The organism is Brevibacillus thermoruber 423 (assembly GCF_000454065.1).
Lineage (GTDB): Bacteria > Bacillota > Bacilli > Brevibacillales > Brevibacillaceae > Brevibacillus > Brevibacillus thermoruber.
Map to the genome: position 1 here is coordinate 1 of NZ_KE695655.1, position 13708 is coordinate 13708.

Here is a 13708-nt window from a genome sequence, read left to right on the forward strand (position 1 = left end):
GAAGCGCGGCAACGCGTGGAGCTGACGAATACTAATCGGTCGAGGACTTATCCACTCCATAATCCTTTGCCCACCATGCGTATCCAGTTTTCAGGGAATGAATGTAAAAGAGGACCTCGTTTCTTTTCCATAGCGGGAAAGAGGCGGGGTTTTTTATTTGATCGGGAAAATAGCATGGGCGCGGTCGTGTAAGGTATTCATTTTTATACTTTAAAAACTAAAAAGTTTATAATATAATGAATCCAATAACAGGAAAATGGGGGATGAATATGCGGTTGTTGGATTCGTATGTGGAGCTGGGGGTTGCAGGCATGGCCCGTGCCGGGAAAACGTCATGGTTTTACGGTCACGTTGGCGCCGCGCTGCTGGCCGGGTACTTCATGAATCAGGAGCACGACCTGCCGGAGCATGTGAAAGAGGGGATCGAGCGGACGTGTGAATCGTTTCGCCGCCAGCATCCGGAGTGGTTTGCGCCGCCGGAGCCGGAAGAAGCCGATCCGGTACTGCTGAAGCGGGTCATCAAAGGCCTTGAGAACAATGTGAAACAGCTTCGAACCTCCGGCCACGGCCTGGCCTTGGGCGTGCTGGCGCTGAAGGCGCTGCGCCAGCGGCCGGATCTGATCACGCCTCAAATTGTGGACGGGCTGGCCGCAATGTTGGAGGGAACGACACAAGACAGACCGAACCGGTACTGGGGAATCGACAATTATTTTGAAGTGACGGCAGCAGACGTCCCGGACATTCCGGCATACCAGGACACGCTGGACATGACGAGGCGGACGTACGGCGAGCTGCATACGGTGGTACCGGGGCGCGTCATCGACGGAGTCATGTACCATCTGGCCGGCGAGACCATTCACAGCATCACCCACGCGCAGGCATTGACCGATCTGGAGCGCTTCGGATACGACGATCTGGTTTCAGCCGGCATGGCCAACCATCGCATCCAGATGCACCTGAACCGCCAAATCCCAGACTTCGTGCTGGAGGATGAGGTGAAGGAGCCGGCCTTCGTCTCCCTCTACGATCCGCAGTATTGGGCGAAAACGTATTCTGACCCGCATGCGCTGAAATTTCCCTACGCTGCGCTCGACCTCCTGAAACGTCTCCCGGAAGCGGAACGGGCTGAAGCGGAGCGGAATGCCTGCAAACTGCTGACGATCATACCATAACGGGAATGGCTGTCTCTCGGTACAGGGAGGCAGCTTTCTTTTGCCCCTTAACGGTGAAACGACAGAGACACGGCAAGAGCGCCGCCTCAAGGCGCGGCCCCGCAAATGACAATGATTCCCCCGTCTTTACAGGTCCACATTCATCCCCATCTGTGTTACCATAAGAAAAGCTTTTACTGCAGGCTTCTCGAAGAAGCAGGTTCTTCTGCAGCGGAAGCTTGTTCTTGTTGTTTCCGATTATGATCACCACACGGTTATGTTCGCTGAAACACATGTGACACCTTGGGGCTGCCTCCAAAAAAGTACCGATGAGAGAAGGGGGGTTGTTGGCTATGAGCCATACAAAGGTTTTGGTAGCCGATGACGATCCAAACGTATGCGAAATCATTCGCCTGTACTTTGCGAAGCAGCAGATTGACCTGGTGGTCGCCAGCGACGGCAGGCAAGCGCTGGAGCTGGTGGAAAAAGAATCTCCGGACATGATTATTCTCGACGTGATGATGCCGCAGATGGACGGCTTTGAGGCGTGCCGCGAAATCCGCAAAAGATGGGACACGCCGATCATCATGCTTACGGCGAAGGACGAAGAGTTTGACCGCGTGCTCGGTTTGGAGCTTGGGGCCGACGATTATGTGACGAAACCGTTCAGTCCGCGTGAACTGGTGGCCCGGATTCGGGCCATCCTCAGGAGAATGCAGCCAAGGGAAAAGGCGGAGGAGGACGCGGCGCGCCTGCTCACGTTTGATCAGCTGTCCATCGATTTGGACAAACGGGAAGTGATCGCAGCCGGCGAAAAAATCAGCTTTCGCCCGAAGGAGTTTGACCTGCTTGTCCATCTGGCGAAATCGCCGGGCAGCGTCTTTTCGCGTGAGCAATTGCTGGAACAAATCTGGGGTTTTGACTATTTTGGCGACATCCGCACGATCGACGTGCACATCAAGAAGATCAGGCAGCGGCTGAACAAGCTCCCCTACGAGTGCATTCACACGGTGTGGGGAATCGGCTACAAATTCGAGGTGGGCGAGTAATGCTGGGGATGTCGAAAAGCATCTTCCGCCGCCTGTTGTTCAGCTTTCTGGCCACCGTGCTGATCGGATTGGGCATCTCCGGTCTGCTGATCTCCTTTTTCGCCAAGGAATACTTTTACGATGCCAAGGAACAGGAACTGCTGCGCCAGGCGAAAAAAGTAAACGCGCAGATTCACGACAGCAGCCGGATCAATGGACGTCTGCTGGAAAAGCTGCGCAATCTGGACGAAACGTACGACGTGCGCATCTGGCTGTTTGACCGCGACGGCAAGATTGTCGCCACCTCGATGAAAGACGAAGTGTTTACCGGAAAATCGGTGGCGATGTCGATCGCCAACAAGGTGCTGAACGGGCAGAACGCGGTGACGGAGTTGAAGATCGATGGCATGGAGGACCCAATGCTCTCCGTCGCCATTCCCTGGGGAGAGGGAGAGGAGATCTACGGGGGAATCATTCTGCACGCCCCGATCGAAGGCATCGAGCGCACCTTTGCCCAGATGCGGGAAACCATCCTCTGGGCCACCCTGTTCGGCGTCGTGCTGTCCACAGCGATGGTCTCCTATCTCTCGTGGTCGATCTCCCGGCCGCTGCAAAAAATCGAGCGCACGGCGACGGAAATTGGCCGGGGCAACTACGCCGAGCGGGTCAAGGTGGACACGGCAGACGAAATCAGCGACCTCGCGCAGACGATTAACACGCTGGCGGAAAAACTGGAGCGGGTGGAGCAGGAACGGCACCACCTGGAGCAGGTGCGCAACGATTTTCTCGCCAACGTGTCGCATGAGCTGCGGACGCCGCTGACGGCGATCCAGGGCTTTTTGGAAGCGCTGCAGGACGGCCTGGTGGAAGAGGAGGAAGCGCGGCAAAAGTACTACGCCGTGATGTACTCGGAGACGATGCAGATCAACCGCCTGGTGGACGACCTGATGGATTTGATGAAGCTGGAGAACAACGAGGTGACCCTGGCCAGATTCCCGGTGGACGTCGCCGAGGTGATCAACAAGACGGCGTTCGCCTTCCGCCCCGAAGCGGCGGAGAAAGGGCTGGAGATCGTGGTGGAACTGGCGGACGCCCTGCCGAAGATTTACGCCGATAAGGACCGTGTCGCCCAAATCGTCAAAAACCTGGTCAAAAACGCAGTGAAGTTTACCGACGAGGGGACCATCCGCATCACGGCGGAAGCGGAGGGAGAGTGGGTGAGGATGTCCGTCGCGGACACGGGCATCGGCATCGCCGCTGACGACCTCCCGCGCATTTGGGAACGGTTTTTCAAGGTGGATCGCGGACGTTCCAAGAAAAACAAAGGAACGGGGTTGGGGCTGGCGATCGTCAAAGAGCTGGTCGAACTGCACGACGGAAACATCACCGTGGAAAGCGAGCCGGGCTTGGGTACCACGTTTACCGTCTGGCTGCCGACCGTGGAAAAGTACCGTCAGGCACAAGCGCAGTAACGGCGTCGAAGCGGTTCGGGACGGTCATCATTTTTTCATAGTTTGTTCATGGTTTTTTCCCACTTCGCTCACGGAATGGCTATCTTTTCCCGTTACGCTATGAGTGTGACGGCGAGATCGTCATGAACCTTGAAACGAAAGGGGAGAATGAACATGAAGAAAACATGGGTATCCCTGGCCGCTGTTGCCGTACTGCTGTCCGGCAGCCTGGTAGCATGCTCCAACGGATCGGGCACGCCGGAACCGGCAACGCAGCAGGACGGCGGAAGCGCCACGACTCCGGGGACCTCTACACCGACGGAAAACCAATCGACCGACAGCTCGGTTTCTCAAGATCAATCGAACGCGAATGCAGGTGCAGCTGACTCGAATGCCGGTACGTCCGACGCCTCGACGGGTGCTTCTGACTCTACCGGCAAGGCAGGTCAAAGCACGGACGCCTCTTCCGGCAGCGGAAGCACCGGCTCCACCGATTCGAGTTCGACAGGTTCCGCCGGAACGAACAACGGCGGCACCGATCAATCTACTTCCGATTCCGCCAAGAACTAACGGCGAGACATTCGGTCATAGGCGAGCAACACCACTCTTTCCCCGCATCCCTCCATGTATCAATAAATTTCAGGACGGTTTTTACCGTCCTTTTTTGTTTTGGTGTCGAAACGCATCCCCTTCCGGCCCGGGACAACGGCCGGAACGCGGCTGAACAGCGAATGGGAGCGAGCGGCTGGGCAGGCTGGAGCCGATGGTTTACTTGACGTGATCCAGCACGCTTTTGATCACGGCCGGGGAGTCCTGCCGCACATTCAGGTTGTAATGCGTGCGGACGGCTTGATAAACGGCGTTGACCGCCCGGCTGCTGCGCGTTTTCCGGTAATCGGCCACAAGTTGGGCGAATCGGGGGTGGTGGATCAGGTCGCGGCTCCAGTCCCACACCCGGGGCTTCAGGGCGTCCGCGCGAGCGGCTTTCAACATCTGTTCAAAGCGCGGCGTGACGTACCGGGCAATCTTTATACTGGCGTCGTAATAGGCGGGATGGTCGTACACCGTGTACGGGGACATCGGCTGGCCGTTGACGTACATCAAATCGCTCATGCGAACCGGCACCATGCCGGGCTTCAGCTTCACCTGGTAATACTCCCAGCCGTTCGCCGTCTTTTTGCCCGGCAGGATCAGCGTCAGAAAATCAAACAAACGCTTGTACGGATACTCTTCAAACACGTCTTTCGGCCCCGGCGTCATCTGCAGGCGGTTCTGGGGGTAGACGTATCCATCGGGGGCAACGTCAAAACCAGGCAGTCCGATCTCGACGGCCCAGCGAACGGGGATGTCCTGGGAATCCTTCAGATCGATGCCTCCGTGATACGGCCGAACGTCCTTGAACATCCGGTACAAGACCGTCGCCACAAAATACTTGCTGGCGGCGCCGTCGTCGATTTCCTCCGGTTTGACGTACCCGGCGTTGATCAGGGCCTGCAGCCGTGCCTGCAGGTTGATTTCCCCGCGCTCCCTGTGTAGACGCATGCCTTCTTCCGTAAACAGTTCCGTGGCGGCGACGCGCCGGTCCATCTCGGCCGGGTCGTATCCTGCGGGGTAGACGGGCGGGAGAACGCCGATCCAGTTGTACACATCCAGGAGAAAGCCCTTTTTGGACGTGAGGAACGTGAGGTTTTCCCAATAGATCGCCTTTTCGCTGATGTAGCCGCCCGCCTGATCGGACAGGTAGCTGTCCAGCCGGTGTTTGGCCACCAGTTCCGCAGGCTGCGGATTTTCGATCGTCACCATCTCCGTATTGAGAAACAGCACCTTCTCCGGATGGGGCGGCAGTTGGTAGGTAAGCCGGAAGCCGGCCGATTGGGAGGCCGCCTTCGCTTCGCCCGGGGCGATTCCCTGGACGGCGCCGAACACGAGGCTGCATGCGAGGAGAGCGGTTGAGAGGGAGGATCTGTTCATCCGATATTCAGTCCTTTCGTCATCGTCGTATCCGTTATGACGATTCAGTGGCTGGAAAGGTTTCGGATGGCGCCGCAAAGGATTCCGAGTTGTATGAACAGACAAAATATTTTATAATTGCACAAAATTGGATGATTCCGGAAGGGGGGCATTTTGTTGGAAGCATTCATCCGTTGGGTAAACGACATCATTTGGAGTCCTGCGCTGATTTACCTGTGTCTGGGGACAGGGTTGTTTTACTCGTTGGCGACCCGGTTCCTGCAGGTGAGGCACCTGAAAGACATGGTCAAGCACATGTTTGAAGGGAAGCGTTCCGAGGCAGGGGTATCTTCTTTCCAAGCCTTGTCGCTCGCGCTGTCCGGCCGTGTCGGGACGGGCAACATCGCCGGCGTGGCGACCGCGATCGCCGCAGGAGGACCGGGTTCGGTCTTCTGGATGTGGCTGATCGCCTTTTTGGGGGCCGGTTCGGCGTTCGTCGAAGCAGCCTTGGGGCAGGTGTACAAAACCAAACAAGACGGCCAGTTTCGCGGCGGCCCTGCCTATTACATCGAAAAAGGGCTGAAGCTGAAATGGTACGCCGTCTTGTTTGCGGTTGTGACCGTCATTGCGACGGGAGTGCTGCTACCGGGCGTACAGGCCAACAGCATCGCGGCGGGGATCGAAAACGCCTTTGGAATCCATCCCGCCATTACCGGAATTGCCTTGGCGGTGATTTTGGCCTCGATCATCTTCGGCGGTGTCAAGCGGATTGCCAATGTTGCGCAGGTGGTCGTGCCGTTCATGGCGCTGGGCTATATTTTGGTGGCCCTGATTATCGTCTTTTTGAACATTTCCCAGTTGCCCGGCGTACTGGCGCTGATTTTTACAAGCGCATTTGGTCTGGACGCAGCCTTCGGGGGCATTCTCGGCGCCGCCATCTCCTGGGGCGTGAAGCGGGGGATTTATTCCAACGAAGCGGGGCAGGGGACCGCGCCGCATGCCGCCTCCGCGGCGGAAGTGTCCCATCCCGCCAAGCAGGGGCTGGTTCAGGCGTTCTCCATCTACGTGGATACCTTGTTTGTCTGTTCCGCGACCGCTTTCATGATTTTGATCACCGGCATGTACAACGTAAAGCCGGACGGAGCGGCCCCCATTGTGAACAACCTGGGCGACGTCGAACCGGGGCCGATTTTTACCCAGCAGGCCGTCGAGTCGGTGTTTCCCGGCTTTGGCGCTCCGTTTGTCGCCATCGCGCTCCTGTTCTTCGCCTTTACCACGATCATGGCCTACTACTACATGGCGGAGACCAATCTGGCCTATCTGAATCGCTACGTGAAGCGGCCCTGGTCGGAGTATGCCTTGAAGATCGTCATCCTGGGGGTGGTCTTCTACGGGAGCGTGAGGACGGCAAGTCTGGCCTGGACCTTGGGGGACATCGGCGTCGGCAGCATGGCGTGGCTCAACATCATCGCCATGTTGCTGCTCACCAAGCCGGCGTTGGCCGTGTTAAAGGACTATGAACGCCAGAAGAAAGAGGGAAAAGACCCGGTATTCGATCCGGTCAAGCTGGGCATAGCCGACGCCGATTTCTGGGAGAAGGAATACCAGTACCCGGGCGTGCCGGAACCGTCCAGAAGAAAAACGTCGTAATCGCGGAAAGACCTCGGACTGCACAAGCAACGCCGAGGTCTTTTTCCGTTGTCTCCCCAACGCGGGATCGGCGCCGCAGGTGGAAAAGAGCGGGGATTTGTCCGAAGCGGGCGAAAATGTGTTTTAATAAAAGTGTACTTCCATTTTTCATGGCAGAGGGATGAAACATGGAGAAAACACTGGTTCCCGAAGTGCTGCAGATGATCGGTGAAGTGATCCCGGAGGGCGTGTCGATCGCCATTTCGGATGATTCCCGCTACATTTACTATCAGCCCAGCGCCAGCATCGACCTGAAAATCAAACCGGGCGACGCGGTGCGGGAAGGATCGGCGACGTACAGAGCGCTGACCGCTCGCCGGAAGGTAGCGCAATACGTGGAAAGCCGGGTGTTCGGCGTCCCCTATTACGGGGTCTCCCTGCCGCTTGTGCGCGGCGGCCGGCTCGAGGGCTGCGTCACCGCGATATACCCCCGGGTGTTGATGCCGCATATGGCTCCGCAGCCGGCGCCGACCGTGCTGACCGGCAAGACGGAAGACGGCTGGCTGCCTGTCCACGTGTCCGAGATCGTGTTTATTCGTTCACACGAGGGTAAAACGCTGCTGCACACGGCAAACGGCTCGTACGTCAACCGGTACAGCCTGACCGAGCTGGAGCGGATGCTGCCGCCCGAGCGGTTCGTGCGCTGCCATCGGGCCTATCTGGTCAATATCGAAGCGGTTGGCTTCATCCACCCGCATTTTCATTCCACGTTTATGCTGGAGATGAAAGACAAGCAGCGGACCCGCGTCCCGGTCAGCCAGTCGTACGCCAGCCATTTCCGTCAAAGGCTCGGTTTTTGAGGGACGTGCGGTCCCGTCTGTGCGGCTGCTGGCCGAGCGGTCTCGCGTCTTTGCCTGTTTTCGGTTTTGGCCCGGCGTCGTCGCGTCCCTGCCTGCCCGGCTTCTGATCGGTTGAGCCTTGGGCCCGGTTTTGGCGGCTCCGACGTTCAGGGGTGGTTTTTCTGGCCTGCCGCCAAATTTTCTGGCTTGTGGGAAATCGAGTGCTCGCTCAGTTTGAATGTGCTACTGTGGTACCAAACAGACGAACGAAAATGGCAGGTGGGTAACATGGTATGGGAGCGCTTACGCGACAATCGCCTTCGGGGCAAAATCGTGCAGGCAGAGGAAGCGGCAAGCTGGATTGAGGACGGCATGACCCTCGGGCTGAGCGGGTTTACGCGGGCCGGCGACGCCAAAGTCGTTCCGGTCGCCTTGGCAGAACGGGCCAAGCGGGATGGACGGCCGTTTACCGTCAACGTCTACACGGGGGCATCCCTGGGCTCCGGCGTGGACGCGGTGATGGCGGAAGCGGGAATTGTTGGCAAGCGGCTGCCGTTTCAGGTGGATCCGGTGATGCGCCAAAAGATCAACGAGGGAGAACTGCTGTTTGTCGATCAGCATTTGTCCCATACGGCGGAATTGATACGCGCGGGAGTGCTGGACCCGATTGACTACGCGATTGTGGAAGCGGTTGCAGTGACGGAAGACGGGATGATCATTCCGTCGACCTCTGTGGGCAACTCCAACGTCTTCGTGGAGCATGCCAAGCACGTCATCATCGAGCTGAACATGGCACAGCCGCTCGCGCTGGAAGGCATCCACGACATCTACACGCCAGGCCGGCAGGGGGAACGCTCGCCGATCCCGCTGACCTCGGTCGAACAGCGGATCGGGCAAAAGGGCATTCCGGTCGACCCGGACAAAGTGAAGGGCATCGTCATCACCGAACAGTGGGATTCCCCGTCCACGATCGTCGAGCCGGATGAGGAAACGGCGGTGATGGCCGGCCACTTGATCGAGTTTTTGCGTCATGAAGTGAAAAAAGGGCGGATGCCGCGAAACCTGATGCCGCTGCAGTCCGGCATCGGCTCGGTCGCCAACGCGGTGTTCAACGGATTTTTAGAGTCGGAGTTTTCCGATTTGACTGTGTATTCCGAGGTGCTGCAGGACGCTGTGTTTGATCTGATCGACGCGGGCAAGGTGTCGTTTGCGTCCGGCTGTTCGATCACCCTGACGGCGGAGAAAATGAAGCAGGTGGTGGCCAACTTCCCCGCATACCGCGACAAGCTGGTGCTGCGGCCGCAGGAGATCAGCAACCATCCCGAGGTGATCCGCCGTCTGGGGCTCATTTCCATCAACACCGCCCTGGAGTTTGACATCTACGGCAACGTCAACTCGACCAACGTCCTGGGGACGCGCATGATGAACGGCATCGGCGGTTCCGGCGACTTTGCCCGCAATGCCCGCCTGGGGATTTTCGTCACCAAGTCGGTGGCCAAGGGCGGCAAGATCTCCAGCATCGTCCCGTTTGTGTCCCACGTGGACCACACAGAGCACGACGTCGATATCGTCGTCACGGAGCAGGGCTTGGCCGACCTGCGCGGTCTGGCGCCGCGCGAACGGGCCCGGCTGATCATCGAGAACTGCGCTCACCCGCTCTATCGCGACCAACTGCGCGACTACTTCCGGGAAGCGCTGACGCGCGGCGGCCATACGCCGCATGTGCTGGAAAAAGCGTTCTCCTGGCACACGCGGCTCGCCCAGGAAGGCACGATGCTCGAAAAGAAAACGGTCTCCTCCCGCTGACGGGAGAGACCGTTTTTTCGTTTCGAGCTTGGCCCATTCAGCAGGGCCCAAGCGGTGGTTACGCCCGTTTGGCCGCTGCCACGGCGCGGTCGCTGAACGCTTTCAGGTAATCGAGTATGTTCTTTCGCGGGAAAACGGGGAAATTCCTGCCGGACAACCGGGATGAATGAGGGGGAAAACCGTAAAGAGGAGGAGGAAACGCGTCACTTTTTCTTATCAAACAAACGTTTAACGAGGATGGGGGCAAACATGAGAAGAACCGGAACCCAAACCAGGACGTTGTCGAAGATGACCTTCCATACGTTCAGCAAGCTGCGGCCCCTTTCTGCGGTCGGTGATTTCCGAAGAGACGGCGACAGCACAGAAGTGTCGGCACCCATTTCTTCATTCGAGCCCCTTCTGGAAAATCCTTCTGAAACGACGGCCGATCAGCCAGCGGAGGAGGCGCGGACATGAAAACGAGGCCGTCACTTTCTGCGTGACGGCCTCGCTTTTGCCGCTGCGATTATTTGCGATACAGCGGGTACTCCACCTCGGCAGGGACGCGGATGGCGACGAGGCGCAGCGATTCACCCGGATCGGCATGGAATTCGACCGATTCCGTCCCGTCCGTCGTGACGACAGCGAAGTCGCCTGTCTCCAGGGAGGCGTTGGACAACGGGCCGCCGTCCACCTGCCGCTGCGGCCGGGCGGTACCCCGGCCGCTCACCACCACGGCCGCCAGAGCGTATCCGTCCGGAAGCGGCTGCGTCCAGGATTGACCTTCTGCGATGACAATGTCGCTCATCTCCGCGTCGGTCACGAGGCGGATGGGCGCTTGCGGGCCGACCACCCGTTTGACCTGGGCGCCGCCCGCCTCCTCCACGGGAAACTGTTCATGGTCGTACTGGTTGTAAGTGGGCGCTTCCTTGACGGCGCGGGCCAGGTGGGGTTCAAACCAGATCTGAAACATCTCGGTGCCCGCCGCCAGCTCTTCCGCGTGATAGACACCCGATCCGGTCTGCATCACCTGTGCGCCCCCGGTCGAGACCTGCTGCAGGTTGCCGAGCGTATCGCGATGCCCCACCGTGCCCGTCAAGACGTACGAGATGATTTCAAAACCGGAGTGGGGGTGCAGCGGAATCTCAAAGGTGGTCAGCGATTTGGCCCAGGCCCAGTAAAAGAGCGGTCCGACGCGTTTGACGGCCGAGTGCTCGTGCGGAAAGGCGATCGGTTTGTTCTCCACGATCTCGCCGCTGCCGAAATGGCCTTTGCCTTGTTCGTTCTGCGTATAAACAGCGATGTGCATGTGCGATTCCTCCTTCAACTCAGGGAAGCTGTCCGGGCGCGCCCATTCTCCGTGCGATCAGAACAGGACGTAAGCGCCGGGGCCGATCAGGGCCACGCCGATTGCCACCGCAATCAGCACCAGGTTGTATTCGAAGCCGTTTTGCGTCGCCCAGTAGCCGTTGGCGCCGTGGACTTTGACGATCGCCACCAGCATGGTCAGGGCGATCAACAGCGCGCCGACCCACGTGCCGACACCGGCGGCAAACAGCAGGCCGCCCACCAGCTCACCCAGGCCGGCCAACAGCGCCATGGTAACGCCCGGCTTCAAGCCGATGGACTCCAACCATCCGCCGGTTCCTTTCAAGCCGTAGCCCCCGAACCAGCCAAACAGTTTTTGGGCGCCGTGCCCCACGAACGTCAATCCCACGACCAGGCGAATGATCAACAAACCAAGATCCATCATGATGTTCATCTCTCCTTCATATATTTTTAATTTTAGTTTCTTAAAGTTAAGATATTTGTCCAAAAAGGCCGGCGGGCCTTAGAAGGTCTCCGCCAGTTTTGCAGCCTTTTCCAAGCCTTCCTGCACGATCGCTTCGGCTTTGTCCGGGAATTGGTTATGCCCTTCCACGATCACGGTGGAGATGTCTTTCACGCCGAGGAAGCCGAGGACGTTTTGCACGTAGTTTACGGCCATTTCCACTGCAGCGGCCGGACCTTCGGAATAGATGCCGCCGCGCGCGTTCAGCAGGGCCACTTTTTTGTTGTTCAGCAGGCCGATCGGACCTTCCGGGGTGTATTTGAACGTTTTGCCGGCCTGGCACAGGTAATCAATGTAGGTGTGCAGCACGGCAGGCACGGTGAAGTTCCACAGCGGGAAGGCGAACACCACTTTGTCGGCCTCCAGGAACTGGTTCAGATACTTGTTCACCAGATCGGCCGCCTTTTGCTCTTCCGCGGTCAGCTCGATGCCTTGGCCGGATTTGTACATGGCGTTGATTTTCGTCACGTCGTAGTAGGGCAGGTTTTCCGCAAACAGGTCCAGTTCCACTACCTCGTCGTTCGGGTGGGATTCTTTGTAGCTATCCAGAAACGCGTGATACAGCTTCACGCTGACGGATTGTTCGATGGGACGGTTGTTGGCTTTCACAAACAGAACCTTGCTCATGTGGTTTCATTCCCCTTTCCTTTCGTAAGCTAATAACTTTTATTTTTTAAATCTTGATTTCAAGATTATTACGCGTGAGCTGTTTTGTCAAGGTCTTTTTTGGCCGGGGGCAGCAGGTGTTTTCTAGAAACTCTCCTGCGCGGCCCGCCCCAGCTTTTTCAACAGCGCGATCGCCTGCCGTTTTTCTTCGGCAGTAAGGCCGCTCACTGCCTTTTCGACCGCTTCCTTGTGGGATGGAAAAATATCGGCCAGAAACTGTCTGCCCTGGTCGGTCAGCTCCGCGTAAATGACGCGCCGATCCTCGGCACAGGGCTTGCGCACCAGCAGCTGCTTCTTTTCTAGTTTATCCACGACGTAGGTAATGTTTCCGCTGGAGATCAGGATTTTTTCGCCAATCTGCTGCAGCGGTTGGGGGCCTTTGTGGTACAGGACTTCCAGGACGCCAAATTCCGTCGGGTTCAATCCATGGCGGCGGATGTCGCGGTTGGTATGGGCCGTGACCCAGTTGTAGGAACGGGACAGCACAATCAGAAGCTCAAGTGACTCGTTTCGCTGCTGCGTATCTGCCATGAAGGATGCCCCTCCTTTGCTTCGCTGTTTAATATCTCTAATTTGAGATAATGGTACACGAGAAGGCAGGTCTTGTCAAATGGAAGGGCCGGCAGGAGGAATCGGCATGAATGGATCGGCGAACCCCCGGCGCTTGTGATGTGAGCGGGCAGGGGGTTGCCGGCAATCTGCGTCCTAGTACTCCACTTTGGTGACTTCCTCCAGCGGGCCCAGCGGATTTTCCTTCGCTTCCCGCAGCTCTTTCTCCAATATTTTTTCGTGGCTCTCGTCGGACAGGTCAAAGAAAAAATACTCGTCTTCGTCGTTTCGCTTTTCCCGTTGGTCAGCCATCTGAGATCCCACCTGTTTTTGCTTAGTGTGCGCGAAAGAGGGGCGGCTCATCCCCGGAAGCGTTACAGCAATCGTTCAAACACGACCATGTCCAGCTCGCGGATGCCGTTTTCCACGGATGATCTCCTTGCCCAGCCCTTTGCCCCGGTATTCCGGCAGGACGGCGATGTTTTTGATCTCCGCTTCGTCGGGAGAGGCAGGGATCATCAGGCAGGCGCCGAGGACTCGCTGCCCGTCCGCTGCGATATACAGTTCTCCTTCCCGGATGTACCGCTCGACTTCTTCTTCCCAGTCGTCGGCAAGCAGCAGAATGTCGCGGTAGGCCATGCGCTCGTGGGGCAGCACAACTTCGATCAGTTCGATCGTGTTCACGTCGGTGACCTCGCTCTCGCAGATGTTTTCGCTTGTATTGTACCGCAGCATGCGAGATCGCGCCGGTCCCCATCGTCGATTACCGGGGACAATCCCGACGCGCTCCGACGGCCCGTTGCGGGGCCGCAGGTGCGCGTTTCTCGTT

At 58.0% G+C, this 13708-nt stretch carries 14 protein-coding genes; 7 read left to right on the forward strand and 7 right to left on the reverse strand.

Going from position 1 to position 13708, the window contains the following annotated elements:
• Nucleotides 1-263 precede the first annotated feature (263 nt).
• The 4 genes from M516_RS0121160 (at nucleotide 264) to M516_RS25045 (ending at nucleotide 4200) form a co-directional block, all read left to right on the forward strand.
• Nucleotides 264-1172 carry a hypothetical protein gene (locus tag M516_RS0121160; RefSeq protein WP_238551025.1) on the forward strand — a complete coding sequence of 303 codons (909 nt, stop codon included), beginning with the start codon at nucleotides 264-266 and terminating at the stop codon, nucleotides 1170-1172.
• Between the two features lie 332 nt (nucleotides 1173-1504).
• Nucleotides 1505-2200, forward strand: coding sequence for a response regulator transcription factor (locus M516_RS0121165; RefSeq protein WP_029100883.1), 696 nt, complete (start codon nucleotides 1505-1507; stop codon nucleotides 2198-2200).
• The gene (locus M516_RS0121170) at nucleotides 2200-3651 is read left to right on the forward strand and encodes a sensor histidine kinase (protein ID WP_029100884.1); all 1452 of its coding nucleotides are present in this window, start codon (nucleotides 2200-2202) and stop codon (nucleotides 3649-3651) included. Before M516_RS0121165 ends, M516_RS0121170 begins: the two co-directional genes overlap by 1 nt.
• 153 nt (nucleotides 3652-3804) lie before the next feature.
• A complete protein-coding gene (locus M516_RS25045) occupies nucleotides 3805-4200 on the forward strand; it encodes a hypothetical protein (RefSeq protein WP_081656638.1) in 396 nt (131 codons plus the stop codon).
• Between the two features lie 198 nt (nucleotides 4201-4398).
• Here the strand turns inward: M516_RS25045 and M516_RS0121180 are convergent, their stop codons facing one another.
• The gene (locus M516_RS0121180; RefSeq protein ID WP_029100885.1) at nucleotides 4399-5601 is read right to left on the reverse strand and encodes a hypothetical protein; all 1203 of its coding nucleotides are present in this window, start codon (nucleotides 5599-5601) and stop codon (nucleotides 4399-4401) included.
• A 156-nt stretch (nucleotides 5602-5757) separates the two neighbouring features.
• On the opposite strand from M516_RS0121180, the gene M516_RS24145 reads away from it, so the two are divergent.
• The 3 genes from M516_RS24145 to M516_RS0121195 all read left to right on the forward strand — a co-directional run bounded on the left by M516_RS24145 (nucleotide 5758) and on the right by M516_RS0121195 (nucleotide 9854).
• Nucleotides 5758-7230, forward strand: a complete 1473-nt coding sequence (locus M516_RS24145; RefSeq protein ID WP_152523458.1) for an alanine/glycine:cation symporter family protein — start codon at nucleotides 5758-5760, stop codon at nucleotides 7228-7230.
• A gap of 167 nt (nucleotides 7231-7397) precedes the next feature.
• The gene (locus M516_RS0121190) at nucleotides 7398-8069 is read left to right on the forward strand and encodes a LytTR family DNA-binding domain-containing protein (RefSeq protein ID WP_029100886.1); all 672 of its coding nucleotides are present in this window, start codon (nucleotides 7398-7400) and stop codon (nucleotides 8067-8069) included.
• Nucleotides 8070-8336: 267 nt separating this feature from the next.
• Entirely contained in the window at nucleotides 8337-9854 is a 1518-nt protein-coding gene (locus tag M516_RS0121195; RefSeq protein ID WP_029100887.1) for an acetyl-CoA hydrolase/transferase family protein, read from the forward strand.
• Nucleotides 9855-10359: 505 nt separating this feature from the next.
• Here M516_RS0121195 and M516_RS0121205 read toward each other — a convergent pair.
• The 6 genes from M516_RS0121205 to M516_RS24150 form a co-directional block, all read right to left on the reverse strand.
• A complete protein-coding gene (locus tag M516_RS0121205) occupies nucleotides 10360-11142 on the reverse strand; it encodes a pirin family protein (protein WP_029100888.1) in 783 nt (260 codons plus the stop codon).
• A gap of 57 nt (nucleotides 11143-11199) precedes the next feature.
• Complete coding sequence (locus tag M516_RS0121210; RefSeq protein WP_029100889.1) at nucleotides 11200-11586, reverse strand: DoxX family protein; 387 nt, start codon at nucleotides 11584-11586, stop codon at nucleotides 11200-11202.
• A gap of 78 nt (nucleotides 11587-11664) precedes the next feature.
• Entirely contained in the window at nucleotides 11665-12291 is a 627-nt protein-coding gene (locus M516_RS0121215; RefSeq protein ID WP_029100890.1) for an FMN-dependent NADH-azoreductase, read from the reverse strand.
• Between the two features lie 123 nt (nucleotides 12292-12414).
• Nucleotides 12415-12861, reverse strand: coding sequence for a MarR family winged helix-turn-helix transcriptional regulator (locus tag M516_RS0121220; RefSeq protein WP_029100891.1), 447 nt, complete (start codon nucleotides 12859-12861; stop codon nucleotides 12415-12417).
• Between the two features lie 174 nt (nucleotides 12862-13035).
• Nucleotides 13036-13191, reverse strand: a complete 156-nt coding sequence (locus tag M516_RS25785) for a hypothetical protein (protein ID WP_156110488.1) — start codon at nucleotides 13189-13191, stop codon at nucleotides 13036-13038.
• Nucleotides 13192-13266: 75 nt separating this feature from the next.
• On the reverse strand, nucleotides 13267-13614 hold the full coding sequence (locus tag M516_RS24150; protein WP_051188330.1) for a GNAT family N-acetyltransferase: 348 nt from the start codon (nucleotides 13612-13614) through the stop codon (nucleotides 13267-13269).
• Nucleotides 13615-13708 lie beyond the last annotated feature (94 nt).

Bases quoted from the DNA above. Each gene is read 5' to 3' on its own strand.
- M516_RS0121160 (WP_238551025.1), top strand. From the start codon at position 264: ATGAATATGCGGTTGTTGGATTCGTATGTGGAGCTGGGGGTTGCAGGC.
- M516_RS24150 (WP_051188330.1), bottom strand. From the start codon at position 13,614: ATGCTGCGGTACAATACAAGCGAAAACATCTGCGAGAGCGAGGTCACC.
- M516_RS25045 (WP_081656638.1), top strand. From the start codon at position 3,805: ATGAAGAAAACATGGGTATCCCTGGCCGCTGTTGCCGTACTGCTGTCC.
- M516_RS0121190 (WP_029100886.1), top strand. From the start codon at position 7,398: ATGGAGAAAACACTGGTTCCCGAAGTGCTGCAGATGATCGGTGAAGTG.
- M516_RS25785 (WP_156110488.1), bottom strand. From the start codon at position 13,191: ATGGCTGACCAACGGGAAAAGCGAAACGACGAAGACGAGTATTTTTTC.
- M516_RS0121195 (WP_029100887.1), top strand. From the start codon at position 8,337: ATGGTATGGGAGCGCTTACGCGACAATCGCCTTCGGGGCAAAATCGTG.
- M516_RS0121170 (WP_029100884.1), top strand. From the start codon at position 2,200: ATGCTGGGGATGTCGAAAAGCATCTTCCGCCGCCTGTTGTTCAGCTTT.
- M516_RS0121220 (WP_029100891.1), bottom strand. From the start codon at position 12,861: ATGGCAGATACGCAGCAGCGAAACGAGTCACTTGAGCTTCTGATTGTG.
- M516_RS0121215 (WP_029100890.1), bottom strand. From the start codon at position 12,291: ATGAGCAAGGTTCTGTTTGTGAAAGCCAACAACCGTCCCATCGAACAA.
- M516_RS0121205 (WP_029100888.1), bottom strand. From the start codon at position 11,142: ATGCACATCGCTGTTTATACGCAGAACGAACAAGGCAAAGGCCATTTC.
- M516_RS0121165 (WP_029100883.1), top strand. From the start codon at position 1,505: ATGAGCCATACAAAGGTTTTGGTAGCCGATGACGATCCAAACGTATGC.
- M516_RS0121180 (WP_029100885.1), bottom strand. From the start codon at position 5,601: ATGAACAGATCCTCCCTCTCAACCGCTCTCCTCGCATGCAGCCTCGTG.
- M516_RS0121210 (WP_029100889.1), bottom strand. From the start codon at position 11,586: ATGATGGATCTTGGTTTGTTGATCATTCGCCTGGTCGTGGGATTGACG.